Source organism: Actinomyces provencensis (assembly GCF_900155435.1).
GTDB classification, from domain to species: Bacteria; Actinomycetota; Actinomycetes; order Actinomycetales; family Actinomycetaceae; genus Pauljensenia; species Pauljensenia provencensis.
Map to the genome: position 1 here is coordinate 2169831 of NZ_LT700212.1, position 23380 is coordinate 2193210.

Annotated in this window: 19 protein-coding genes and 1 pseudogene; 4 read left to right on the top strand and 16 right to left on the bottom strand. The window is 69.5% G+C overall.

Annotated features, from left to right (window positions below; translation table 11 throughout):
• The first annotated feature begins 112 nt into the window (after window positions 1-112).
• Window positions 113-1216, top strand: a complete 1104-nt coding sequence (locus BQ9890_RS09655) for an IS110 family RNA-guided transposase (protein ID WP_075889596.1) — start codon at window positions 113-115, stop codon at window positions 1214-1216.
• Window positions 1217-1729: 513 nt separating this feature from the next.
• On the opposite strand, the pseudogene BQ9890_RS09660 reads toward BQ9890_RS09655, so the two are convergent.
• A pseudogene (locus BQ9890_RS09660) lies at window positions 1730-2996 on the bottom strand (IS256 family transposase).
• 354 nt (window positions 2997-3350) lie between these two features.
• On the opposite strand from BQ9890_RS09660, the gene BQ9890_RS09665 reads away from it, so the two are divergent.
• Window positions 3351-6017 carry a (Fe-S)-binding protein gene (locus BQ9890_RS09665; protein WP_075891132.1) on the top strand — a complete coding sequence of 889 codons (2667 nt, stop codon included), beginning with the start codon at window positions 3351-3353 and terminating at the stop codon, window positions 6015-6017.
• A gap of 259 nt (window positions 6018-6276) precedes the next feature.
• On the opposite strand, the gene BQ9890_RS09670 is transcribed toward BQ9890_RS09665, so the two are convergent.
• The 7 genes from BQ9890_RS09670 to BQ9890_RS09705 form a co-directional block, all read right to left on the bottom strand.
• On the bottom strand, window positions 6277-6948 hold the full coding sequence (locus BQ9890_RS09670) for a class I SAM-dependent methyltransferase (protein WP_075891134.1): 672 nt from the start codon (window positions 6946-6948) through the stop codon (window positions 6277-6279).
• Between the two features lie 308 nt (window positions 6949-7256).
• Window positions 7257-7532: a metal-sensitive transcriptional regulator gene (locus BQ9890_RS09680; protein WP_075891138.1), complete on the bottom strand. Its 276-nt coding sequence runs from the start codon at window positions 7530-7532 to the stop codon at window positions 7257-7259.
• Complete coding sequence (locus tag BQ9890_RS09685) at window positions 7519-9279, bottom strand: FAD-dependent oxidoreductase (protein WP_078062360.1); 1761 nt, start codon at window positions 9277-9279, stop codon at window positions 7519-7521. Before BQ9890_RS09685 ends, BQ9890_RS09680 begins: the two co-directional genes overlap by 14 nt.
• A gap of 325 nt (window positions 9280-9604) precedes the next feature.
• Window positions 9605-10387 (bottom strand): hypothetical protein, encoded by a 783-nt coding sequence (locus tag BQ9890_RS09690; protein WP_075891140.1) that lies wholly within the window; start codon window positions 10385-10387, stop codon window positions 9605-9607.
• Window positions 10388-10670: 283 nt separating this feature from the next.
• Window positions 10671-11891: a hypothetical protein gene (locus tag BQ9890_RS09695; protein WP_075891142.1), complete on the bottom strand. Its 1221-nt coding sequence runs from the start codon at window positions 11889-11891 to the stop codon at window positions 10671-10673.
• Complete coding sequence (gene dcd, locus BQ9890_RS09700; protein ID WP_075891144.1) at window positions 11884-12477, bottom strand: dCTP deaminase; 594 nt, start codon at window positions 12475-12477, stop codon at window positions 11884-11886. Before dcd ends, BQ9890_RS09695 begins: the two co-directional genes overlap by 8 nt.
• A gap of 182 nt (window positions 12478-12659) precedes the next feature.
• A complete protein-coding gene (locus BQ9890_RS09705; RefSeq protein WP_075893003.1) occupies window positions 12660-13247 on the bottom strand; it encodes a TM2 domain-containing protein in 588 nt (195 codons plus the stop codon).
• A 246-nt stretch (window positions 13248-13493) separates the two neighbouring features.
• Between BQ9890_RS09705 and BQ9890_RS09710 the strand changes: the two genes are divergently transcribed.
• Entirely contained in the window at window positions 13494-14327 is an 834-nt protein-coding gene (locus BQ9890_RS09710) for an HhH-GPD family protein (protein WP_195907704.1), read from the top strand.
• On the opposite strand, the gene BQ9890_RS09715 is transcribed toward BQ9890_RS09710, so the two are convergent.
• The 6 genes from BQ9890_RS09715 to BQ9890_RS09740 form a co-directional block, all read right to left on the bottom strand.
• Window positions 14316-15773: an MFS transporter gene (locus BQ9890_RS09715; RefSeq protein WP_075891146.1), complete on the bottom strand. Its 1458-nt coding sequence runs from the start codon at window positions 15771-15773 to the stop codon at window positions 14316-14318. The two genes, BQ9890_RS09710 and BQ9890_RS09715, sit on opposite strands and share 12 nt — an antisense overlap.
• Window positions 15774-15827: 54 nt before the next feature.
• Complete coding sequence (locus tag BQ9890_RS09720) at window positions 15828-17234, bottom strand: ABC transporter permease (protein WP_075891148.1); 1407 nt, start codon at window positions 17232-17234, stop codon at window positions 15828-15830.
• Complete coding sequence (locus BQ9890_RS09725; RefSeq protein ID WP_078062361.1) at window positions 17231-18040, bottom strand: ABC transporter ATP-binding protein; 810 nt, start codon at window positions 18038-18040, stop codon at window positions 17231-17233. Before BQ9890_RS09725 ends, BQ9890_RS09720 begins: the two co-directional genes overlap by 4 nt.
• Before the next feature lies 1 nt (window position 18041).
• The gene (locus BQ9890_RS09730) at window positions 18042-19085 is read right to left on the bottom strand and encodes an efflux RND transporter periplasmic adaptor subunit (protein WP_075891150.1); all 1044 of its coding nucleotides are present in this window, start codon (window positions 19083-19085) and stop codon (window positions 18042-18044) included.
• A gap of 369 nt (window positions 19086-19454) precedes the next feature.
• Entirely contained in the window at window positions 19455-20129 is a 675-nt protein-coding gene (locus BQ9890_RS09735) for a GNAT family N-acetyltransferase (RefSeq protein WP_143226297.1), read from the bottom strand.
• 347 nt (window positions 20130-20476) lie between these two features.
• Window positions 20477-20788: a hypothetical protein gene (locus BQ9890_RS09740; protein WP_075891154.1), complete on the bottom strand. Its 312-nt coding sequence runs from the start codon at window positions 20786-20788 to the stop codon at window positions 20477-20479.
• Window positions 20789-20872: 84 nt separating this feature from the next.
• On the opposite strand from BQ9890_RS09740, the gene BQ9890_RS09745 reads away from it, so the two are divergent.
• Window positions 20873-21673, top strand: a complete 801-nt coding sequence (locus BQ9890_RS09745; protein ID WP_078062363.1) for a PASTA domain-containing protein — start codon at window positions 20873-20875, stop codon at window positions 21671-21673.
• A gap of 59 nt (window positions 21674-21732) precedes the next feature.
• On the opposite strand, the gene BQ9890_RS09750 is transcribed toward BQ9890_RS09745, so the two are convergent.
• Complete coding sequence (locus BQ9890_RS09750; protein WP_075891158.1) at window positions 21733-22833, bottom strand: type I restriction endonuclease; 1101 nt, start codon at window positions 22831-22833, stop codon at window positions 21733-21735.
• A gap of 124 nt (window positions 22834-22957) precedes the next feature.
• Complete coding sequence (locus tag BQ9890_RS09755; protein WP_075891160.1) at window positions 22958-23365, bottom strand: ImmA/IrrE family metallo-endopeptidase; 408 nt, start codon at window positions 23363-23365, stop codon at window positions 22958-22960.
• Window positions 23366-23380: the final 15 nt, after the last annotated feature.

The window sequence follows — 23380 nt, forward strand, 5'->3', positions numbered from 1 at the left end:
CTTCCCTGTGCAACGTGGTTCAGTGCCCTGGTTGGGGTGCAGTGCCACGGTTTCGTGGATCGCCCTCGCCCGTGGGTGGGGGTGCCGACATGCGATTCAGGGGAGGCCCCAGGTGTTGTCAGATGCTACGTGTATTGGGTTGGATGTTCACGCTCGCAGTGTTCGAGCAGCAGCGATTGATCCCCTCTCGGGTGTGATCCGGGAGGCTGCGTTGGGGGGTGGGGACGGGGAGGTCCTCGACTTCATTGCGCGTGTGGGTGACGCCCGGGGGGTGCGGGTGGCCTATGAGGCCGGGCCGACCGGTTTCCACCTGGCACGGACCCTGGAGGGGGAGGGCATTGAGTGTGTGGTGGCGGCCCCCTCGAAACTGTTGCGTGCCAGTGGAGACCGCATCAAGACGGACCGTCGTGATGCCCTCCACCTGGCCCAGATGCTCGCGGCGGGCCAAGTGGTGGGAGTGCGTGTCCCCACCGTGGAGGAGGAGTCCGCCCGGGACCTGGTGCGTGCTCGTGATGACGTGCGCCGTGAACTCATGGCCGCTCGTCATCGTCTCTCCAAGCTGCTCCTGCGTCGGGGTTTCCTCTATGAGGGCAAGACCACGTGGGGTGTGGCTCACCGGGCGTGGCTGGGCACGATCCGCCGGGAGGGACTGGCTGGGGCGGGGTGGGCGACCTTGCAGACCTTTGATGAGTCCTGGGAGACGGTCTGTGCTCTGGAGGCCAGGAGGGGGCGCCTCGATGAGGGCATCGCCCGCCTGGCTGAGGAGTCCTCCTTCGCTGAGGGGGTGAAGCGACTGTCCTGCCTGCGCGGCATCTCCACCCTCACAGCGGTGGGCCTGGCTGTGGAGGTGGGTGACTGGCAGCGTTTCACCCCCACCAGCATCGGCTCCTACCTGGGGTTGGTCCCCAGTGAGCACTCCTCGGGGTCCACCCGCCACCAAGGCGGCCTCACCCGCACCGGGAACGCGCATGCGCGCAGGCTCCTGGTGGAGGCCGCCTGGCACCACCTGCCCACCTACCATCCATCTGCCACCTTGCAGGCACGCTGGGACAAGGCCCCCCGAGCAGTCGCAGACCACGCCGGGCGCGGCAACCGTCGACTCCACAAGCGATGGCTGGGATTCAAGGCCCGCAAGAAGACTCCCACGGTCGCCAACTGCGCCATCGCGCGTGAACTGGCCGGATGGTGTCAGGTGCTGGTCACCATGGACGCCTGAGCCCCACAGTCTCGTCGAGGCCGGCCCCTGAGGGAGTGGGGCAGTGTGTCGGAGAGGGAAACCACCGATGCGGACATGGGCACCCACCCGGGCACGCCCGTCTCGAAGACCGCAGTGAACCCCTCTTCCGCCGGAACACCGTCATGCGGCACCAACCCGCGAATATCAGAGTGACCACACCGTCCACCAACGGACACACCCCACCCCCACAAGGCCCCACCCCGACGACCGAGGCGCCGCCCCACAACCAGTGCCGGGCGGCGCCTCACCATGCCCACTTGACAGCACACACCCCCATATCAGTCCGCTCAGTTCAGGGGTCGAAGTCCGCTCTGATCGGAGCACGAAGTCCGCTCAGTTCGGGGCACGAGGTCCATCCCTCCGAACCCCTGAACTCACTGAACTGTCCGACTGCACTCCACTGCACACCGCCGGCGCGCAGGGAAGGACCGATCAAGTCCCTGTTGGTGGTGTAAGTGTCTGTTGTTTCGTTTGGGCTGGTGGGGGTTGGTTTCAGGCTGTGAGGAGGTGGGTGGGGTCGGGGTGGTTGGGGTGGGTGAGTTGGTCAGTAAGGTCGCGCATGGAGGTCTCTGAGAGGTAGCGGCGTTCCCCGTATTGCCATTCCTCGTTTTGGTCTTGGAGGATGGCTCCGATGAGGCGGGTGGCGGAGGCGTCGTCGGGGAAGACTTGGACGACGTCGGTGCGGCGTTTGATCTCGCGGTTGAGTCGCTCGATGGGGTTGTGTGGTGCAGATCTTCTGCCAGTGGGGGCGGGGCTGGTCAGCGAAGGCGGTGAGGTCGACTTCGGCGTCGGTGAGCATCTGGGCGATCTGGGGGAAGGTCGGGGTCAGGGAGGCCACGACCTGGTGGTAGGCGTCCTTGACGGCCTCTGGGGTGGTCTGGGCGAAGATGGTGGCGATGAGGGCGTTGACGGGCTTGGAGCGGGTGGAGCCCAGGGTCTGGGTGACGTTGCGAGCGAAGTGGACGCGGCAGCGTTGCCAAGAGGCGCCGGTGAGGATGGCTTTGACGGCGTTCTTGATGCCTTGGTGGGCGTCACTGGTGACGACTTGCACTCCCAGTGGGTCAGTGTCGGTTGAGACCTTGAGGCCGCGCTCGCGCAAGGATCGTAGGAACTCCGTCCAGAAGTAGGTGGACTCACTGTCGCCGATCCTCATGCCCAGGATCTCACGCCTGCCCTGGGCGGAGACGCCGGTGGCGACCACGACCGCTTTGGACACGACATGGCCGGCGTGGCGGACGTCGACGTAGGTGGCGTCCAGGAACAGGTACGGGTACCACGTGTGGGACAGGGGACGGGTCAGGAACTCCTCGACCACGGAGTCGATGTCGGCGCAGATCCTTGAGACCTGGGACTTCGAGATGCCCGACTCGCATCCCAATGCCTTGACGAGCTCGTCGACCTTGCGGGTGGACACCCCGTTGATCCACGCTTGGCAGATGACGGCGTAGAGGGCCTTGTCGATCCGCTTGCGGGGGTTGAGGAGGCTGGGGAAGAAGGACCCCTCACGCAGCTTGGGGATGGCCACCACCACGTCTCCTGCCGGGGTGGACACCGTCTTGTCGCGACTTCCGTTGCGTCGGGTGAGGCGGGACTCGCTGCGCTCATAGCGCCCCGCCCCGATCTTGGTGGTGGCCTCAGCATCGATGAGGTCTTGGAGGCCCGCCTCCAACAGTCGACGGAACACGGCGTCTCCTGCAAGGCTCGGGTCGGACAGGACTTCACTGATCAAGGTGGACAGGGCAGACTGGTTGCGGGCCATCGTGGGAACACTCCTAGGATTCTTGGTCGAAACTCTGGACACCCACGATGGCCCACCAACACCCCAAGGATGCTCGCTGACCTGCAGGAATTGCCACCACCCTAAGGGACTCCGCCGGAAGGACCGCCTCCGGCGCCAGTCCTCGGACCTCGCGATCGCATCTGTTCACGCAGGTCACACCCCTCACCGCAGGGCCCGTCACTCTCCGGTCCGGCGCGTTGTCCGCCGTCGCGCTCGCGAGACCTGGTCGCAGCCCGCTCCGGAGCGCCTTCCACCCCTCCCGGAGCACACGTCGCAGGTGGGGCGATAATGGAGTGCCCTCCCGCCCCGGGTGACGCGACCGAGGAGTCACACATGCCCTCTCCCCTGCTCTCGACGCTGACATGGGTGGTCGCCCTCTTCGCGACCCTCTTCGGCGTGATCTCACTGGTGCGCGGCGTTGCGCACCTGTGGCGGGAGTTCAGCGGGGGCCAACCCGACCACACCCGCACCCGCCCGGTGGGCCAACGCCTGTGGGGACTCCTCTCCACGGCGCTGACACATCGCGAGTTCAAGGGCCGCCCGGCGGTGAAGGCCGCCCACTGGCTGGTGATGATCTCCTTCCCGCTCCTCTTCCTCACCCTGGTCAGCGGCTACGCCCAGCTGCGCGATCCGTCCTGGGCCCTCCCCCTCATCGGCCACTTCCCGCCCTGGGAGTGGCTGACGGAGTTCTTCGCCTGGGGTGGGCTCCTCGGCATCGCCTGGCTGATGGTCGTGCGCCGCCGGGCCGGCCACGGCGCCCCGGGTGAGGCCGCACTGTCCGGAGGGGATGCGGAGCCGCCCTCGTCCGCGCGCCCCGCCCCCGCCTCCCCCCGGGGCACCGTTGACGAGGGCGACACCCCCCACCCCGCCGATCTCCCGGCCGAGGCGCCGACCTCCGCTCCTCCGTCACCCTCCCCGCGCGACGGCTCGCCGCGCGGGATCGCCTCCCGCTTCCTGGGCTCCACGCGCTGGCAGGCCCTCTTCGTGGAATGGGTCGTGCTCATCGTGTGCGCCTGCGTGGTGGCGCTGCGGGCCCTGGAGTACGCGCACCTCTCCACCGACCCCGCCACTGCCCACCTGGCCAGCGCCTGGCACTTCCCCCTGACCGCGTGGATCGGCGCGCTGCTGGGCGGGGTCACCCCACTCGCCCTGGCCAACGCCATCGTCATCGTGTCCGCGGTCAAGATCACCACCTCCATGCTGTGGATGATGGTGGTCGGCGTCCAGACCAGCGCCGGGGTGGCCTGGCACCGCTTCCTGGCCGTGGTGAACCTCTACGCCCGCCGCAACGCCGACGGCACCAAGGCACTGGGTCCTGCCGCCCCGATGCTCCACGCGGGCGAACCCGTCCGCGACGTGGAGGACCTGCCCGAGGACGCCACGCTCGGGGTGGGCACGGCCGCGGACCTCACCTGGAAGGACCGGCTCGACTTCTACTCCTGCACCGAGTGCGGGCGCTGCCAGGAGATGTGCCCTGCGTGGAACACCCAGAAACCGCTCTCCCCGAAGCTGCTGGTGCTCGCCATGCGCGACCACCTGGAGGCCGTCTCCAACATCGAGGTCACCGAGGTCGACGTCGAGGAGGTCACCGGCCCCGACGGCGAGATCACGCGCCTGGTGGAGAAGGGCGTGGACCCCGCCCCCCACTCCTTCGACGTCCTGAGCGCACTGTCCCAGTCCGGGGCGACCGGGCCCCTGGGGGTCGCGGTGGCGGACGGGCCCCTGGTCCCCGACGTCATCACCGAGGACGTCCTGTGGGACTGCACCATGTGCGGGGCGTGTGTGGACCAGTGCCCCGTCGACATCGAGCACGTCGACCACATCCTCGACCTGCGCCGCCACCAGGTCCTCATGGAGTCCGCCTTCCCCCGCGAGCTCGGGCGCGCCTTCCGCGGCATGGAGACCAAGGCGAACCCCTACAACCAACCCGCCCGCAAGCGCCTGGACTGGGCCAAGGGACTCGACTTCGAGGTCCCCGTCATCGGTGAGGACCTGGAGTCCGCCGAGGATGTCGACTACCTGTTCTGGGTCGGCTGCGCCGGGGCCTACGACGACCGCGCCAAGGCCACCACCGCTGCCGTGGCGGAACTGCTCCACACCGCCGGCGTCAGCTTCGCGGTGCTGGGGTCCGGGGAGTCCTGCACGGGCGACCCGGCGCGGCGCGCCGGCAACGAGGTCCTCTTCCAGATGCTGGCGGGCGCGGCCATCGACACCCTGCACGAGGCCCGCGCCCAGCGCATCGTGGTGACCTGCGCCCACTGCTTCAACACCATCGCCGGGGAGTTCCCGGAGCTGGGGGGCACCTTCGAGGTCATCCACCACACCCAGCTGCTCAACCGCCTGGTCCGCGACGGCAAGCTGCGTCCCGTCGCACCGCCCGCGTCGCCTGTGTCGACTGCGCCGTCCGTGGCAACTGCGCCGTCCGTGGCGGTCGGGACGGCGGGGACCCCGGGCACGGCGAACGCGCCCGGGGCCGACGGGAGCACCGCGGGCAGCGCCACCGGCGACATCCCCATCACATACCACGACCCCTGCTTCCTGGGTCGCCACAACCAGGTCTACGAACCCCCACGCGAACTCATCGGCTCACTGCCCGGCCTGGAACTGGTGGAGATGCCTCGCTCCCGCGAGGGCGCCATGTGCTGCGGCGCAGGCGGGGCACGAGCGTGGATGGAGGAGACCCGCGGCATCCGCATCGCCGACGCCCGCATGACCGAGGCGGCAAGCACGGGTGCGGCCGTGGTCGCCACCGCCTGCCCCTTCTGCTCCCAGATGCTCGGCTCCGCCACCGGGGCGAGCGCCGGGTTCGGGACCTCGGGCACACCCGCGGGCCCAGGAGGGTCCGCAGACGCGGGTTCGGGCAGCACCGGCGCCGACGAGGGCGGAGCCGCGAAGCTGCCGGAGGTGCGGGACGTGGCCCTGCTCCTGCTGGACGGTGTGCGGCGCGGACTGGACGAGCACCTCGGACCTGACGGGGACCACGGGGCCAACGGTCACTGACTCCTGACCCCCGGTGCGCCTCCCCCATGCGCCCCGGCCCAGGTCCTGCCCCCCCACACCCGTGTGCCCGCACACACCAGGACATGCACCTGACCCGACGAACCCACGCGCCGACACCGGCGTGTCAACGAAGTGGGGTCTCGACGTCAGTCCCGGCCCGATCCGACCGATTTCCGTCACCGAGACCCCACATCGTCGCCACCCCGTCCCCGGGTCAATGCCAGGAGCACCCCGACCCGGGCGCATGCGCCCAGCACCCTCAGGACGAGAGCCGTCGGAGGAGGAGGATCCCGTCCATCCGCTGCTCGGGCCCGCCTGCGCGAGCGTCGACCTGCGGGGTGCGCCTCCGGGTGCGGGTCTCCATGAGGCACACCTCCCATCCGTCACCGTCGAGGCCCAGTGCGTCAAGCTCCTGTGCGGGAGTCAGGAAGCGGGGCGGCGTGTGCCCACCCGTGGACATGCCTGTGGGCGGGGTGACGTGGGAGACGATGAGCAGGTGGCCACCGGGAGCCACCTCATCGGCACCCCGACGCAGGACCGCGGTGCGCGCGAGATCCACGGGGGAGTGCAGGAAGCTCGCCGTGACCAGGTCGAAGGGACCCCCTTCCGGCTCCCAGGTGGAGAGGTCAGCGACCACGAAGGTCGGGCTCGGCGCCGCTCCGAGTGCTCCTGCCGCCTCCCGCGCCCGCGCGATGGCCGAGGGCGCGATGTCCACCCCTGTCACCGACCAGCCCCTTTCCGCCAGCCAGATCGCGTCCCCTCCCTCGCCGCAGCCCAGGTCGAGCGCCCGCCCCGGTGAGAGGAAACGCACGGCATCCACGACAGGGACGTTGGGGCGCCCCGACCACACGGCGCCGCCTTCGCGGTAGCGGGCATCCCAGTACTCCTCGGGATCGTGTGCAGGCCCGCTCCCGGGCTCGGGTGGCCTCACCGCCTGAACAGCGTCGCGAAGAGTCCTCTCGCGGGACGGTCCTCATGCTTCTCCTCATGGCCGGGGCACCACCGTCCGGCGGGCACCGTCCTCCTGACGTCGTCGATGTGCTGGCCGCAGCCGGCCCATGTGGTCTTTCCGCAGGTCTTGCAGGTGACTGCTCGGCACATGCTGTTCTCCTCCAGGGTGTGGGTGTGGGTGTGGGTGTGGGTGTGGCTGCCGCCGGCCCGGTGCATCGGCGCACTGGTGCTCCCGCGCATCCGGGCATCCGGACACCGGGGCGCTGCCCGAATGGGGGCGCAGGTCGGTCACGAGAGGGTGAGGAACAGCCGCTCCAGTTCCTCCGTCGTGATCTTGTCCTCGCGGTCGGCCCCCTCCGGATCGGCGAGGCAGTCCTTCATCGCCGTGGAGATGATCACGAAGCCGGCCCGGTCCAGGGCGGAGGCGACGGCGGCCAGCTGGGTGACCACTTCCCTGCACGTCCCCCCACCTTCGACAGCGTTGATGACGGCGTCGAGCTGGCCGCGGGCCCGTCGGAGGCGGTTGAGGATGCGGCGCTGGGCATCTGCGTCAGTGACGGGCACGAGTTCTCCTGAGGGGTGTGGTGGCGGGCTCGCGAGGACCGGCGTCGACCGCGTTCGCAGGTCTGGACGGATGACGGGGAGACGCCAGCAGGTCGCAGTCGTCACCGAGGGTGGCACGCAGGGTGAGCATCCCCCCGGACAGGGAGGCCGAATCGAAGCCGTTCTGCGTGAGGACCCGATGGGCGATCGCGGACCTCACCCCGGAGGCGCACGTCACCCGGACGGGTCGGCCAGCCGCTCCGGTGCGGACCTCCCCGAGGCGGTCCCGGAGCTCCGTGTGGGGGATGTTCACCGCTGCAGCGATGTGGCCGGTGGCGAACTCCTGCGGGGATCTCACGTCGAGGACGAACGCGGTGCGGGTGACCCCCTCGAGCTCCTCGGGGTACCAGAGCACGAGGGTGCCGTCGAGCACATTGGATCCGACCATGCCCGCGAGGTTGACCGCGTCCTTGGCCTGTCCGTACGGGGGTGCGTAGGCCAGGTCGAGATCGATGAGGTCCGCGATGGTCATCCGCGAGCGCACCGCGGTGGCGAGGACGTCGATGCGTCGGTCGACTCCCTCGACCCCCACGGCCTGCGCACCGAGGAGCAGGCCGTCCCCGGCGCGGAAGTGGACGCTCAGGTGGATCTGAGTCGCACCCGGGAAGTACCCCGCGTGCTGGTTGGGGTGCAGGTGGACCGTGTGGTGCTCGATCCCCGCTGCGCGCAGCGCCGCCCTGTTGGCACCCGTCACCGCCACCGTGAGCCGACCGACACGGACGATGGCCGTGCCCAGAGGCTGCGGAAGTGGACGGGCGTGACCGGGGCGCATGATGTCGTCGGCGACCTGTCGGCCCGCTCGATTGGCCGGGCCTGCCAGGGCCACCGGCCGACGCACACCGGTGGCGGGATCGGTGCTGACCGTCGCATCCCCCACGGCCCAGACACCGTCGAGGGAGGTGCGTCCGTGCTCGTCGACGACGATGGCACCACGTTCACAGGTGACCCCGGCCTCCTCGAACACCGCTGTGTCAGGTCGGACACCTGTGGAGAGGACGACGATGTCCGCCGCCAGCCGTGTGCCGTCGCCCAGGACCACCGTGTCCTCCGCCTCACCCGGGATCACCTCGCGTGCGGCGACACCTGTGCGGACGTCCACCCCGAGCGCACGGAGCTCATCCTCCACGAGGCGGGCGTGTTCGCCGTCGAGCGGCGGGAGCACATGGTCGGCGAACTCGACGATCGTCGTGGAGAGCCCCTGGTGGGCGAAGGCCTCGGCGGCCTCGATCCCGATGAACCCGGCGCCCAGGACGACGGCCCGCCTCGCGCCCTCGTCCACCGTCCGGCGCAGCCACGTCGCATCCCCGACCGTCCGCAGCGCGTGCACCCGGGGGGAGTCCAGACCCTCGATCGGGGGCCGCGCGGCGACGGCCCCGGGAGCGAGGACGAGGGCGTCGTAGCCGATGTGTTCCTCGCCGTCCGGTGTGCGGACCACGACCTCGCGGGCCCGGGGATCCACACCGATGACCTCATGCCCGGTGCGCACATCCAGGTCGAGGGCTGCACGCAGGCTCTCCGGGGTCTGGACCAGAAGGTCCTGGGGATCGGGGATCTCCCCGCCCACGTGGTAGGGCAGTCCGCAGTTCGCGAAGGAGACGTGCGCGCCGCGCTCCAGGACGATGATCTCCGCGGTCTCATCGAGCCGTCGCGCGCGCGCCGCGCAACTCATCCCACCGGCGACGCCACCGACCACCACGAGACGGGTCATCGTCGAGACCCCCTCTGTGGTCGGGCGCGTCCCCCGCAGGGTATGGGCCGTTGCGGACAGTGGCTCCGACTCAGTGTCATCCTCATGCGGGCAATATACCCCATGGGGTATACAAGGACCACTGGTACTCGCCGATCTGGTCTCCAATCGGGGTTGACCGTCCCCACCCAGCAGGAAGCGCCTCCAGATCCGACACCGTGGGGAGGACGGGGCGTCGCAACGTGAGCAGCGCGTGCGGACGCGACATACCGCGCGTCTCCCGCACTCCTCGGTGAAGCAAAATCGTCAGAGCAAGCTGGGCTCCGTCGGGCACTCACTCACCTGTTCAGCGCATGCCCGCCCTGCGGTAGCTCTCGTCACGCATGTCCATCACGGGGGCCCACTTGCGGTTCCACATGGCTGCCCCGAGCAGTGCACCGGCCACACCCACCACCAGGGAGGCGATGACGCCGATGACGCTGGCCGCGCCGACGTAGACGAGGCTCGCGGCCACCGCCGCCGAGAGGAGCACTCCCACCAGCGCAACCGGCAGACGCAGGCCCCGTCGCACCAGCAGGACCAGGACCGTCGCCGCCGCGGCGGCGGCCGCCGCCGCACTCACCAGGAAACCTGTCGCCCCCGCGGTCACGGTGGAGACCATCCCGGTCGCGATCCAGGCAGTACCCATGACGACCAGCAGGGGGAAGCGCAGGGACCTCGCCCGCGGGCGCGACCCGAGCCCAGCCATGGCGGCAAGCACCACCAGCGTCATCCCCAGTGGCCCGAACACCGCCTGGGCGATCCCGGCGAAGACTGTCGGGACGGCGGCCGTGCCCAGGGCAGCGGCGACCACCACGCCACCTGGCAGGGCGGTCGCGCCCAGGCTGGTCGTGACGATGCCCGCCAGCGCCATGACGCCGAGTGTCGCTCCGAGGACGGCGATGGGGAGGCCCGGAGTCGGCAGCGCGTTGCCCTCGTCGGTGTTCCTCAGGGGGCCGCGTCCCGGGCGTCCCTCCCCCGACAGACCGTCCCCGGCACCTCCGTGGGGGCGCAGGGTGTAGCTCGGTCCGTCATGGTGTCCGTCCTCGAAGACCAAGGTGACCTCGGGGATCCTGTCATCGGCAGTCATCGTGTCTCCTCTCGCCGCCGTTTCCAACGATCCAAGGCTGCACACCTGTGAAAGGGCTGGACGCCAGCCGTGCACAGCCTCCGGGAGGTCCGCATTCCGCCACGGGCGAAGACCCCACCCCTTCCACTCCCCCGAGGCACGCCTCCCCAGATGCTCGAAGTACGCCCACGCGGACGACCCAGGCACGCCCCACCCTGGACCCGCTCCAGGCCCCGACCGGAGAGGCGCGTCCCGCGGGCCCGGAGAGACGTGCCCCAGTGGCCCGGAGAGGCGTGCCTCGGGGTCAGGAGGAGGTGTCGAGGGCGACGAGGAAGTCGTCCTCGTCCACAACGGAGCCCCCCACGACGGAGAAGACCAACCCGGCGGCCTCCTCGATGTCGCGGGCCGACCGCAGCCGCTCCAGGCGGGCGGTGCGGGTGAGGGGTGACTGCAGCGGGGCCAACTCACCGTCGGGTTGCCAGAGCAGCCGGTACTCGACGACCACACCGTTGCTCCACGTCTCCCAACGCAACGCCTGGGGGACCGTGGGGACCTGACGCACCTCGATGAGGACCTGCGACCGGTTCCCGACCGGGGCCACCAGCGCGTACCCGTCGACCACCTGGGGCTCCTCGGCGGCCCGGCGGCGGGACTCCTCGATGGAGCGCAGCACCTCCTCAGGCAGGTCGACGCGGCCGTCGACCATGGCGGAGATCCGCTGGACCTCGCGCCTGGTGGGCCGTCGTGGCTCCGCAGGGCCGACGTCCCGGGAGTCCATGACGGTGGGGAACACCGGGCGCAGGACGCCCAGGAGGTCGTCGGGCAGGACCCAGCGCGGGGAGTAGACGGCCAGGCTCACGGCGGAGTCCGGGTCAGGAGTGATCACCTGACCACTTCCGCTGGCGCGGATCGCGCCGGCGAGCCTGCGTGCCATGCGCCTCAGGCTCAGGAGGACCCGGTACTCGACTCCGGCAGGCATGCCCTCGGGGAAGGCCCTGGCCCACTCGTCACGTTCGATGATCTCCGGCGTGGGGGCCGGACCCCTGGTCGCCGGGCAGATGAGCACCCACGCCTGCGTCAGGTCGGCAGCTGTCCCGAGAGCGCGACGGACGTCGGTGTCGACCAGCCACGGTCCCTGCAGCGCGGCCTGTCCCCCGAGCCGGAGCATGCCGGGCCCCGACCAGCCGGCGTCCTCCCACACGGAGACCGCGAGCGCCTCGACCTCGTCGGGCTCGACCTCGGAGGAGAGCAGCAGCAGGTGGTGCGCCGACGCCCAGTCCAGCTCGATCGCGTGGGCGGCCTCGATGCGCTGCAGAGGGGCCGCCAAGGGTGCGCTGACCTTCTCGTGGACGACCCTGCCGCCCTCACCGATCCGGTAGGCGGAGCTGAGCATGTCCAACCCACCGACCGCCGTCGTGGTGGTCTCCGTCAGGGGGTTGGGGGGTGCACTCGCCGGTGTCGGGGGGACGTGGGCGAGCTTGTCCTTGATGGAGCGGCGCTCCGGCGGGCGCGGTTCGTCACTCATCGTCGGGCCGTTCGATGCGGAGTCGCGAGAAGCGCAGGTGCGTGCGCGAGGGCGTGGGCCCACGCTGGCCCTGGTAGTGGGACCCCACCCCGCTGGAACCGTAGGGGTGCAGCGCCGGTGTGGAGAGGTCGAAGAAGCACAGCTGACCGACCTTCATGCCCGGGTAGAGCAGGATCGGCATGGTCGCCGTGTTGGAGAGCTCCAGGGTCACGTGTCCCGAGAACCCGGGATCGATGAAGCCTGCCGTGGAGTGTGTGAGCAGCCCCAGACGGCCCAGGGAGGACTTCCCCTCCAGGCGCGCAGCGATGTCGTCTCCGAGGGTGACACGCTCGTAGGTCGCCCCCAGGACGAACTCGCCCGGGTGGAGGACGAAGGGCTCATCGGGTCCGACATCGACCATGTGGGTCAGGTCGGACTGGTCGGCGGCGGGGTCGATCACGGAGTAGCGGTGGTTGTCGAAGAGACGGAAGAGCCTGTCCAGGCGCACGTCGATGCTGGCAGGTTGGACCAGGTCACGCTCGAGCGGGTCGAGCTGGATCCGTCCGGACTCGAACCCGGCGAGGATGTCACGGTCACTGAGCAGCATGGTCGCAATTGTGGCACGAGCGCGCCGATCGCGGGTCCCGGTGCCAGCGCCGGGGTCAGGGACCGTGCCCGAGGCCACTCCAGGAGCAGGTCCGGGCTTCGGTGTACGTGGCGCGGGAGGGAGGCTGGACAGGAGCGGCGGCCGAGGTGCGGCCGGTCCGTCCCTCGCACCCCCTCCCGCGACTACTGGAGGGGAATCCCGTTCGCATCCGTGACGTACGGGCCCTGACGCGTCGCGATCTGGATGATGTCGACGATCACCCAGACGGCCACCGCCAGCACTGCCACCAACCCGACAAGGAGCCAGGACGTCGCCCACCCGACCACCGTGAGCACCAACTGGATGACGCCCTTCTGCGTGTAGCCCAGGTAGAAGTTGTGGATGCCGAGGGTCCCCAGGAAGAGGGCGAGCAGCACGGCGACGACCATGTTCTTGGGCAGGACACCGGGAACCACCTGGCCGTATGCCTGCTGGCCACCGGGCTGGCCGTACGTCGCCTGCCCCTGCTGGCCGTAGGGGGTCTGGCCCTGTGGCGCCTGCCCCTGCTGGCCATAAGTCTGCTGGCCGTACGTCGCCTGCCCCTGCTGGCCGTAGGGGTTCTGGCCGTACGTCGCCTGTCCCTGCTGGCCATACGTCTGCTGGCCGTACGCCCCCTGGGGCGCCTGCCCACCGGACTGCCAGTACTGCTGCTGGCCGCCGGGCACCTGCGGGCCCCCCTGGGGACTGCCCTGTCCCGGGACCGCATCCGGGCGCTGATCGTCCTGAGCCATCGAGTCCTCCTGGACCGTCGACATCGTGCCTGCGTGCAGGGCGATTCTCCCACGGGCACCACCGGCGCGGGCCCGCAAGCCCACCCCATGCCCTCCGCGGCCGCTCCCCGGCCGACCCGCGACCCCACCCCTGTGCGAGTCCGTACGTCCCGTCCCCACGCGGACGGGGGGAGCAGCGCACGCTACCCTGAGCCCGTGTTCGACGCCCTGCTGCCGTGGTTCGCACGCCACCGCCGTGACCTCCCCATGCGTGACGAGGGCGTCTCCCCCTGGGCGACCCTGGTCTTCGAGGTCATGAGCCAGCAGACACCCATCCCGCGCGTGCAACCCGTGTGGGAACACTGGATGGAACGTTGGCCCACACCCGCCGACCTGGCCGCGGCCAGCCCCGCGGACGTGCTGGTCGCCTGGGACCACCTGGGCTACCCCTCGCGCGCACTGCGCCTGCAGCGCTGCGCCGCAGCCATCACCGCCCGACCCGGGGGCCGTGTCCCCGCCGACTTCGAGGAGCTGCTCTCCCTGCCCGGGATCGGCCCGTACACGGCCAGCGCGGTGTCCTCCTTCGCCTACCACCGACGCGTGCCCGTGCTCGACACGAATGTGCGCCGCGTGCTGGCCCGCACACTCGACGGGGTGGAGTTCGCGCCCTCGTCGGCACCCCCGCGCACGGAGCGGTCCCGCGCCGAGGAGCTGCTGCCCCTGGACGGGGCCGCGGCGGCGGAGTGGAACGTGGCCCTCATGGAGCTCGGTGCACTGGTGTGCACCCAGCGCTCACCCTGCTGCCCGCAGTGCCCACTGGCCGGGGAGTGCCGCTGGTTGGCCGAGGGACGCCCTGCCGCCGAGGTCCGACCGCGCGGCCAGTCCTGGACGGGCACCGACCGGCAGGCCCGGGGACGCGTCATGGCGCTGCTCCGCGAGGCCCACTCCGCCGGGCGCTCGGTCACGCGGGACGAGGCCCTGGCGGCCGCCACACTCCCCGGCGCGGAGCGCGCCCAGGCCGGACGCGTCATCGAGGCGCTCCTGGTGGACGGACTCGTGGCCACCGACCCCGCCGCAGGCGGTCTGCGCCTACCGCGCTGAGGGGGACGCGGCGTCGCCCTCGTCCGTCGCGGTGCCCGGCACGCCTGTGCCGTCGGCGCCACCCTCACCCGTGGTCGCAGCCACGCCCCCGCTGCCCGCCGCCCCGGCGTCGCCGGACTCCGCGGCATCGGCGGCCTCGGTGCGCTTGAGCACGCGGTAGGCCCGCCCGTCCGCGAGCGCCCGGCGCCCGTCCGGGATCGAGAAGGCGATCGCCACGACCACCAGGGTGATGATGCCCGCGGCGACGAGCAGGGACTCCACGCTCACACGGTCGGCGAGGGGCCCGAAGACGAGCATCCCCAGGGGCATGCCCACGGCGAACACGATGGACACGAAGCTGAAGACGCGGCCCATGTACTCCGGCTCGACCTTCTCCTGGAGCAGTGTCATGGAGGGAGTGGAGAAGAACGGCACCGCGATGCCGGTGAGGAACATGAAGGCGTAGAACACCCACAGGTTCGTCGAGAGTCCCAACGCGATCGAGAGCAGCCCGAAGCAGACGCAGGCGACGAGGATCATGTGCTGACGGGAGCGACGTGTGAACCAGATCGACACCGCGGCACCGGCCAGGGTCATGCCCACCGAGAAGGCGATCTCCAGGGCGGTGAGCATCCAGACCTCGTCGCCGAAGCTGCGGGTGATCATGAGGGGCGTGAGGAACGAGGGCGCGACCGTGAGCACGAAGATGATCCCGTACACGGTCATCAGCCAGCGCACCACGCTGTTGCCGAAGGTGTAGCGCACACCCTCCACCAGGTCCGTCAGGTACGAGGACGCCTCCTCCGCCGCCCTGCGCACGGTGGGCACGTGGATGAAGGCGAGGATCGCGATGCCGATGACCGCGGTGACCACGTCCACGAAGAAGGTGGGCACGATGCCCCCGGCCGCGAACACGGCGCCCGCCGCCGCGGGGGCGAGGAGTGCCATCGCGGACTGGATGGTGGTGTTGATGCCGTTGACCCGCATGAGGTGGGCCTGGGGCGTGAGCTGCGGGATGACGGCCGCCACCGCGGGGGTCTGGAACCCCGCGCCCACGGAGCGCACGGCGACGGCTGCATAGATCAGCCACAGGTCACGGTAGCCCGCGCTCATGGCCAGGGCGAGCGCCAGGGTCGTCACCGCGATCGTGGCGTCGGCGGAGATGATCAACACCTTGCGGTTCACGCGGTCGGCCAGGGTGCCCCCGAAGAGGGAGACCAGGGCCTGGGGCAGGAAGGCGAAGACGGCGTAGGCCATCATCACGGTGCCGGACTTGGTCTCCAGCGTCAGGTACCACATGACGGCGTACTGGACCAGACTCGACCCGAACAGGGAGACGGTCTGGCCGGTCAGGAACAGCGCGATCCGGCGCTTCCAGGCGGGGTCCGCCTCCGAGGGGACGGTGGGGTCGTCGGGAGGGATCTGGTCGTCGGACAGGGTGGGGTTCTCGGGCGGGGGGTTCTCCACCCGGCGAACTCTAGCGGGTGACGGCCCACGCCTCACGCGGAGACCGACAGGAGGTCAGTACCGGATGGCGTCGATGGGCCTGACACGGATGGCCGCCAGGGCGGGAATGATCCCGCACAGCGCACCCACGGCGGTCGCGATCCCCACCCCGGCCACGGCGGCCGAGGTCGGGAAGGGCGGGCGCTCCTGGAGGTAGATGCCCATCCCCTCCAGGGGGATCAGGCGCAGGATGACGATGGCGAGCCCGACCCCGATGACACCGGCGACGAAGGTGGCGACCACGGACTCCAGGAACACCGCGAAGAACACGCGCGTGGCCGATGCTCCCATGGCACGCCGGATCCCGATCTCGCGGATGCGCTGGCGGACGGTGACGATGGCGACGTTGAGCAGGCCGAGGGCACCCAGGAGGATGACGATCGCACCGATCGCCATGATCACGGTGCGGATCGTGCCCAGGGTCTCCTGGCCCGAGTCGAAGTCCTCCCCTCCCATGGCGTCGACCTGCCACCCCTCGCCCAGGACGGCCGACAATGCGGCGGGCAGGGTCGTGCGCGCCTCGTCGGCCTGGTCCTCGCCCGCCCACACGTACATGCTGGCCGAACCCATCCCCTGGTCATCCGTCGGCTTCATGATCTGCCAGGAGTCGTAGGGGAGGTAGAGGACCGGGGACTCCCACGCACCCGTGGACCTCAGGACACCCACCACCCGCAGCTGCTGGGTCCCGGTGCCCGTCGTGGACAGGACCAGGGGGTCGCGGATGTCGGGGCTGCCGAAGTACTCCCACAACGCGGCGTTGATGACCACGGGCGTCACCCTCTGATTGACGTCGCCGGAGCGCAGCCAGCGCCCCTGCTCGGTCTCCAGGCGGAAGATCGTGGCGTAGGCCGGGTCGACGGCCTGCACCTGGGGTTCCTGGAACCCGTACTCAGGTGGCGCCACGGGCATTCCGTGGAAGGTGCCCCTGTTCATCACCTCGTTCATCTCCGCCAGCTGCAGGTTCCCGTATTCCCCTCGGGACCAGTACGGGATGGAGAAGCGGTCGGCGACGGTGCCCATCGCGGCACCGACAGGGTCCTCGGCGATCCCCGTCGATTCCGAGGTCCAGCTGGTGTCCCCGGCCGTCCCCTCCCCGTCGGCCTCCCCGTCGGCCTGCCCGTCGCCGGTGACGGTGGACACGGCCGTTCCCCCACCCGAGGAGTTGAACACCTCAACGCCTGACCCTTCCTGGTCCGTCTGGACCTTCTGCGGCATGAGGGTGAGGGTGACGGATCGTCCCGACCAGGACTCCATCATCTCCGTGTTCGACTGGACGATCAGGTCGCCCAGGGCGATGACCGTCGACATGGCCGCAACCGCGGCCACGACCCCCACGAGGGAGAGGACCACGCGGGCCTTCTGGACGCGGACCTCGCCCCAGGCCTCGACCAGGGCGCCGACGAGTTGGTTGAGGAACCTCATGAGTCCTCCTCCGGGGTCCGACGCGCACCGGTGTCCGACCCGAGCGGTGCCACCACCAGGCCGTCCCCGGGAAGGGCGGTGACCCGCTCCCCACCGGTGGTGGGGACCAGCGCCTCCCTCGCGTCGGTGACCTCGCGCAGGACGCCCTCGCCCAGGGCCAGCACGCGATCGGCGCGCACGGCGACATTGAGGTCGTGGGTGATGACGACGAGGGCGGAGTCGTTCTCGTGGGCGACCTCCTCCAGGAGGGCCATGACGGACCGCCCGGTGTCGGGGTCCAGCGCTCCGGTGGGCTCGTCGGCCAGGATGATCCGCGGACGTCGCACCAGGGCACGGGCGGTGGCGATGCGCTGCTGCTCCCCTCCCGACATCTGGGTGGGGTAGGAGTCCAGGCGGTCACCCAACCCCACACGCTCCAGCATGGCTGCGGCCAGGGCACCACGTCGCCAGAAGTCCGCTCCCGTGGCGTAGAGCAGGGGGACCTCGACGTTCTCCTGCGCGGTGCGGGCGTTGAAGATGTTGAACTGCTGGAAGACGAAGCCGAAACCCGACCCCCGCATGCGGGCCCGGCGCGCCTCGTGCAGGCGCAGCACGTCGACCCCGTCCACGGTGTAGGTCCCCGAGGTCGGCCGGTCCAGCAGCCCCATGATGTTGAGGAGCGTCGACTTCCCCGTCCCCGAGCGTCCGACGACGGAGACCTGCTCCCCTGCCTCCACCGCGAGGTCGATGCCGCGCAGGATGTGCAGGTCCGACCCGTCGGGCAGGACCACACTGCGGGTCACCCCCGCCAGTTCCAGGAGCGCCACCTCAGCAGCCCTCACCCGTCATCGGGTTGCACTGCATTTCGGTCTCCTGCTCACCGGGCACGAACTCCAGGACCTCCTGGCCCTCCCCGAGCCCGTCCGTGACCTCCACGCGCTCCCCGTCGCTGAGCCCGAGCTTGACCTGCACCTTCTTCGGCTCGGAGGGGTCGTCGCCGGGAACGTAGACGTAGCCGGTCTGGAAACGGCCCTCCACGGCTGTCGCCGGCAGGGTCTGGACGTCCTCGGCCTCCCCCGCCACCAGGTCCATCCTCACCTGGAGGCCGGGGAAGACCTTCTGGTCGGAGGGGATTGCGCAGGTGGCCAGGATGGAGGTGGCGGAGGCGCCCTCGTCCCCGGAGGCATCCCCGCCGGTGGACCCCCCACCGGCGGACTCCGCCCCGGCCTTGGGGGTGAGGACCTGCAGACCGCTGCACTCGAAGGGAGCGGGCCCATTGGTGATGGTGATCGTGGCGGTGTCGGGCACGTCCTGGATGCGGTACATCTGGTCGGGCGTGAGGGTGGCGACGGCGGAGAAGCTGGGGGGTTGGATGCTGCCGAGGCTGTCACCGATGGCGAACTGCTGCCCCATCAGGGCCGTGAGCTGCAGGGTCCCCGCGGCGGGGGCGTTGATCCAGGCGTTCCTCCACTGGGACTGTCCCGGGGTGACGGTGGTGTTGCCCTCGGCGTCCGTGGTCACCGTGTCCTCACCGGGGACCTCCCGCTGGATGAGGAGGATCGGGTCGCCCTGGGCCACGACCTGTCCGTCCTCGGCGTAGACGGCGGTCACCTCCCCCTCCCCGGAGGCGCGAACGGTTGTGGCCGCGTCGGATCGGATGGTGCCCTCCAGGGAGATGGAGTTCGTGATCGTCCCGGTCTCCGCGGTCACCGTCATCTGTCCGTAATGCGCCGTGGGGTCGAGGACGGCCTCCTCCGCCTGTGCAGTGGTCGGGAAGAATGCGAACTTCACGAGGGCGACCGCGATCACGGTCCAGACGAGGAGCCTGAGGACGGACATCACGGTGGCGCCGCGGGATCGGGAGGTGCTCATGGCTGCTCCTGGTGTGGCTCGACGGCGAGTCGCCGAAGTGGGTGCTGGGCACTGCGGGGGAGGGCGGGATGCGTCCACCGGGCAACGCCTCCGCGCGTACCGGCCGACGGTTGACACCCTATGCCTGCAGGTCAGCTGGCGGGAGGGACCCGGCGATGCGATCAGGGTCGGGTCAGGGTCGAGTCAGGGTCACTCAGGGTGGGCAGGTCCAGGTCGAGGTGGGTCGGGCGGCGGCGGTCGGTCAGGGCCGTTCGGCCCGGGGTCGGCCAGGAATGGGCGGCCCGGAGTGGGTCAGGACCGGGCGGCGGCGGTCCACAGCGGCGCGTCCCGGGAGCTGACATTATCGAGCGGCCTCCCGGCCTCTCGGCCTCACTCCGCCCCACTCACCGTCCTGGCCATTCGGTGGTTGACGAGCTGGACGCCATTCCTCACGGGATGCTGTTCGGCAAGCACCCGGAAACCGTTGGCCTCGAAGAACGCACGCGCCGTCAGGCTCACATCGGCGGTGAGTCCGACCGCGCCCCGGGAGCTCGCGAGTTCGGTGAGACGGTGGAGCAGAGCTGTGGCAATGCCGCGACGACCGTGCCCGGGAGCGACGAAGAGCATGTCGATGTGGCCGGTCCCGATGAGACCCCCGAAGCCGACCACACTCCCCTCCTGTGTGGAGTCCTCGATGACGGCGACCACTGTGAGCGCCGAACGTCTGGCCCGGTCCCACTCACCCAGGTCCCTGGCCAATGACGGATCCGGGACCATCCGGGCTCCGGGGCCGCCCTCGTCGACGTGTCCGGGACTGACACCGGCACTGGCACCCGCACTGGCGTCAACGACGCCGGTACCGCCACTGTCGCGGTCACCGGCCGGTGGGACGCGCGTGGCTCCGCCGACCCAGGCGGCCACCTGCTCGGGTGTGTAGTCGGCCGCCGCAGTCCCGGTCACCGCAGCGACGAACACGCCCAGCGTCGCCTGTGCGTCCTCGCCCGTGTAGGGACGGAGGCGGACGTGGGGACTCCCGGGGGCCCCGGACACGGCTCGGTCAGGCATGTCCACAGCGTAGGGGCTGCCCCTGTTCGACACCCTGCTCCGCACGACCACCACGGGGCACCCAGGACCGCGAGGAAATCCCAGCTTCAGGTAACCCTTCCTGCAAACCGTCTCCAGCGCGTCCGAGGGTGGAGCGGGGCGTTTGCAGCTCCGCCCGCGACTCAGTGGGTGGAGGCCGGAAACGGCGGAATGATGCGGAAAACCCCCGCCGTGGCGAGGGCTCCTGGTGGAGCGGGCGACGGGAATCGAACCCGCGCTACCAGCTTGGGAAGCCGCGAGAATGACAGGGGTGACCGTTGAAATCCCGCCATTCTGACCGATCTTGTCGCCCATTCTGTCGCCCATTTCTAGCGCGTCCCTGCGTGACCCTGACGAGCATCCGCCGCCGTCTGACGGGCGCGCTCGCGGATAGTCTCGGCCTGCGCGACGAGCCGGTCAAGACTCTGGTCTGGGTCTTGGAGGATGTGGACCTGGGCGTCGAGGGCGAGCGCGTGGACGTCTTGGGTGGCGCGGTCGACGTCGAGCATGGCCCGGGTGAGTCGCCGGGCGCGGAGTGGGTCGGTGTTGCCGGTGGTGCGTAGCTCGTCAAGCAGGTTGGTGCTGGTGCGTCGCAGGCCTCGCTCGATGGTGGCGATCTGGTCGGCGGGTGTGGTGGCCATGTGTCCTCCTCGGGACGACAACGGGGACTGTCCCCTATCGCAATTGGATCACGGCCCGGATTCAGTGTCTAGCGTCATCTCGAGATGGGTACTCTCGACGGGTACCCATCGCTCAGGAGGATCATCGTCATGCGTTTCCCGGCCAAGCCGAACCAAGTGCCCAAACCCACCCAGAAGAGGCCGTTCTACACGCAGTGGTGGTTCATCGTTCTCGTCGTACTCTTCTTTGTTGTCGTCATTGGCTCGGGCATTGCCAGCGAGCGAGGACAATCAGGACCCCAGTCCACTCCCACTGCATCGCCGACTACGTCGGCTGAATCTAGCGCAGTCACCATTCCTGACGTGGTCGGAATGAAGGGCGATGCCGCGAAGGATGTGCTCACGGCCGCCGGGATCACGGGCCTAGTCACCCTCGAAGATGAGACTGGCGAAGAGGGTGTCTGGGATGCCTCGAACTGGACGGTGACCTCTCAAGACCCCGCAGCGGGGACGCAGGTCTCCCCCGCCGATGCTGTTGTTCTCAAGGTTCACCACGATTCCGAAGACGCCTCGTCCGGAACCTCCATCACGTCAGATCTTGCGCAGAGAACTCACGACGAGTACCTCAATGCGTGGGGCGTGGACGACCTGAGTGAACTGGCGGGAGACCCGGCCGTCACCGTCGCGGCTCCAGCTATCACCGAGTGGGAGGACGTGAGCGCAGGCACCATCCGGGTGTACGTCCAGGAGAACCTCTCGGATGACCGAGCGCACGAGCTCGGGCGCAACATCCTGTCACTCACAGGCCTACAGGTAACAGATCTGGACACGGTCGTCGTTCGAGGCGCCGACGGTGTTGACGTCAATGTCTACTCGACAGAAGTCCCTCTCCTCAGCCAGAGATGACGATCTGACGGGTCGGGCCCCGACGCTTCGGCGTCGGGACCCTTCACCATGCCTACGGTTCACACGTAGCGGCGTGCGGTCTCGCGGATCTGGTCGGCGTACTTGTAGATGTCCTCGATGCTGTCGAGGTCGTGCCGGGTGACGTTCTTGTCCTCGTCGAGGAGGCCGAGCCACTTGGTTGACTTGGCGTTGAAGTAGCACCGGGCGATGGGCTTGCGGTTGTTGTCGTCGGCGAGGACCGCGAAGTAGCTCTTGGCGTCACGGTAGGTGATGCGCTCGGGCGCGAGCTCGGCGCACGCGATCGCCTTGATGATGCGGAAGGCAAAGAGCTCGTCGGCAGTCGTCTCGATGCCATCGTCCGCCGTGGCGACCTCGGCGTCCGCATCGGGCTCGTCCACAGCAGGGTCGGGGATGCTCGATGTGATCGGTGCGGCACCGATGTCGTTGGTGCCTAGGGCGGTCTTCAGGCGGTCGTTGACACGGTCGTTGAGGAACTGGCGCAATGCCTTGTCGACGAGGCCCGTGAACTTCTCCTGGATCGCCTGCGTGAACCGTCCGTCGTAGACCCGCTGCGTCAGGAGCTTCACGAACTCCGGGGTGGGCTCCTTGAACTCTGCGGCCACCTCCCGCTTGATGGCGCCCACGTACTTGAGCTCTTCGGCCGCGGTGACGATGGAGGTGAGGTCGAAGGTGTCCTTCGTGAGCTTCTTGAGCTCGGGGAGGAGGGTGGTATCGATGTCCGCCAGGTCGAGGACGAGGAAGGGCCGGGCGTCCATCTTGTTGGGGGCATCGAGGTCCGTGTAGAAGTTGTAGACCCGGCCATTGGTGAGGATGGCGACGCGCGTCGAGGTGACGGCGAAGTAGCGGTATAGCTGGGAGGCGTGCTCGAGGGTGAGGTCGCCAGCGACCTTCTTGCACTCGATGAGGATCTGGATCTCGCCGTCGTGGGCGATCGCGTAGTCGATCTTCTCGCCCTTCTTGACACCGACGTCGGCCACGAACTCGGGGATCACCTCACGAGGGTCGAAGACGTCGTAGCCGAGGACCGTCGAGATGAACGGCATGATGAACGCATTCTTCGTCGCCTCCTCAGTCTGGATCGACTCCCACTGCTGGGAGACCTTCTCGGAGAGCGCCTGTAGAGCGTCAGTGAAGTCCATGCCGGGTCCTATCGCCATCGGTCGCGGTCAACCTGGGCCACGAGTTCTTGGGGTCGTGCCAATCATGCCCCCTATGCACCATCTGGAAGAGCGCTTTGCCGTCCCGTGAGCACTGATGAGCAAATCAGGAGCCTGTGATCGGCAAGCTTGCGTCGAGGATCCGCTGCCGGGCCTCCACGATCCGCGCGTCCACGTCGAGCGCCGCTGCCAGAGCCCCGGGGTGTGAGCATCCCACCTCAACCTCGGCCCGCCGGTAGTCATCCTCGGAGATGAGCAACATCGCCGCATACTCATCCGCCTTGGCCTCAACGTCCACCCGCGGGCCCGACGACCCCGATGCCGGGTGCCGGTGAAACGCATGCCCCAGCTCATGTGCCAGCGTGCACACCTCCTCGCGCGCGACCAGCCGTGAGTCGAGAAGGATCATCGAGCGCTCCGGCACCCACCGGCCAGCCTCACCATCGAGCCGGACCCACGCCACGCGCACATCGAGCCGGGATGCCAGCTCGATCAGATCCTTAATCGACGGCACCCCGGCTCACCTCTG

Bases quoted from the DNA above. Each gene is read 5' to 3' on its own strand.
- BQ9890_RS09690 (WP_075891140.1), bottom strand. From the start codon at position 10,387: ATGACTGCCGATGACAGGATCCCCGAGGTCACCTTGGTCTTCGAGGAC.
- BQ9890_RS09745 (WP_078062363.1), top strand. From the start codon at position 20,873: ATGGGTACTCTCGACGGGTACCCATCGCTCAGGAGGATCATCGTCATG.
- dcd (WP_075891144.1), bottom strand. From the start codon at position 12,477: ATGCTGCTCAGTGACCGTGACATCCTCGCCGGGTTCGAGTCCGGACGG.
- BQ9890_RS09720 (WP_075891148.1), bottom strand. From the start codon at position 17,234: ATGAGGTTCCTCAACCAACTCGTCGGCGCCCTGGTCGAGGCCTGGGGC.
- BQ9890_RS09705 (WP_075893003.1), bottom strand. From the start codon at position 13,247: ATGGCTCAGGACGATCAGCGCCCGGATGCGGTCCCGGGACAGGGCAGT.
- BQ9890_RS09735 (WP_143226297.1), bottom strand. From the start codon at position 20,129: ATGCCTGACCGAGCCGTGTCCGGGGCCCCCGGGAGTCCCCACGTCCGC.
- BQ9890_RS09695 (WP_075891142.1), bottom strand. From the start codon at position 11,891: ATGAGTGACGAACCGCGCCCGCCGGAGCGCCGCTCCATCAAGGACAAG.
- BQ9890_RS09750 (WP_075891158.1), bottom strand. From the start codon at position 22,833: ATGGACTTCACTGACGCTCTACAGGCGCTCTCCGAGAAGGTCTCCCAG.
- BQ9890_RS09740 (WP_075891154.1), bottom strand. From the start codon at position 20,788: ATGGCCACCACACCCGCCGACCAGATCGCCACCATCGAGCGAGGCCTG.
- BQ9890_RS09730 (WP_075891150.1), bottom strand. From the start codon at position 19,085: ATGAGCACCTCCCGATCCCGCGGCGCCACCGTGATGTCCGTCCTCAGG.
- BQ9890_RS09710 (WP_195907704.1), top strand. From the start codon at position 13,494: ATGCGTGACGAGGGCGTCTCCCCCTGGGCGACCCTGGTCTTCGAGGTC.
- BQ9890_RS09685 (WP_078062360.1), bottom strand. From the start codon at position 9,279: ATGACCCGTCTCGTGGTGGTCGGTGGCGTCGCCGGTGGGATGAGTTGC.
- BQ9890_RS09665 (WP_075891132.1), top strand. From the start codon at position 3,351: ATGCCCTCTCCCCTGCTCTCGACGCTGACATGGGTGGTCGCCCTCTTC.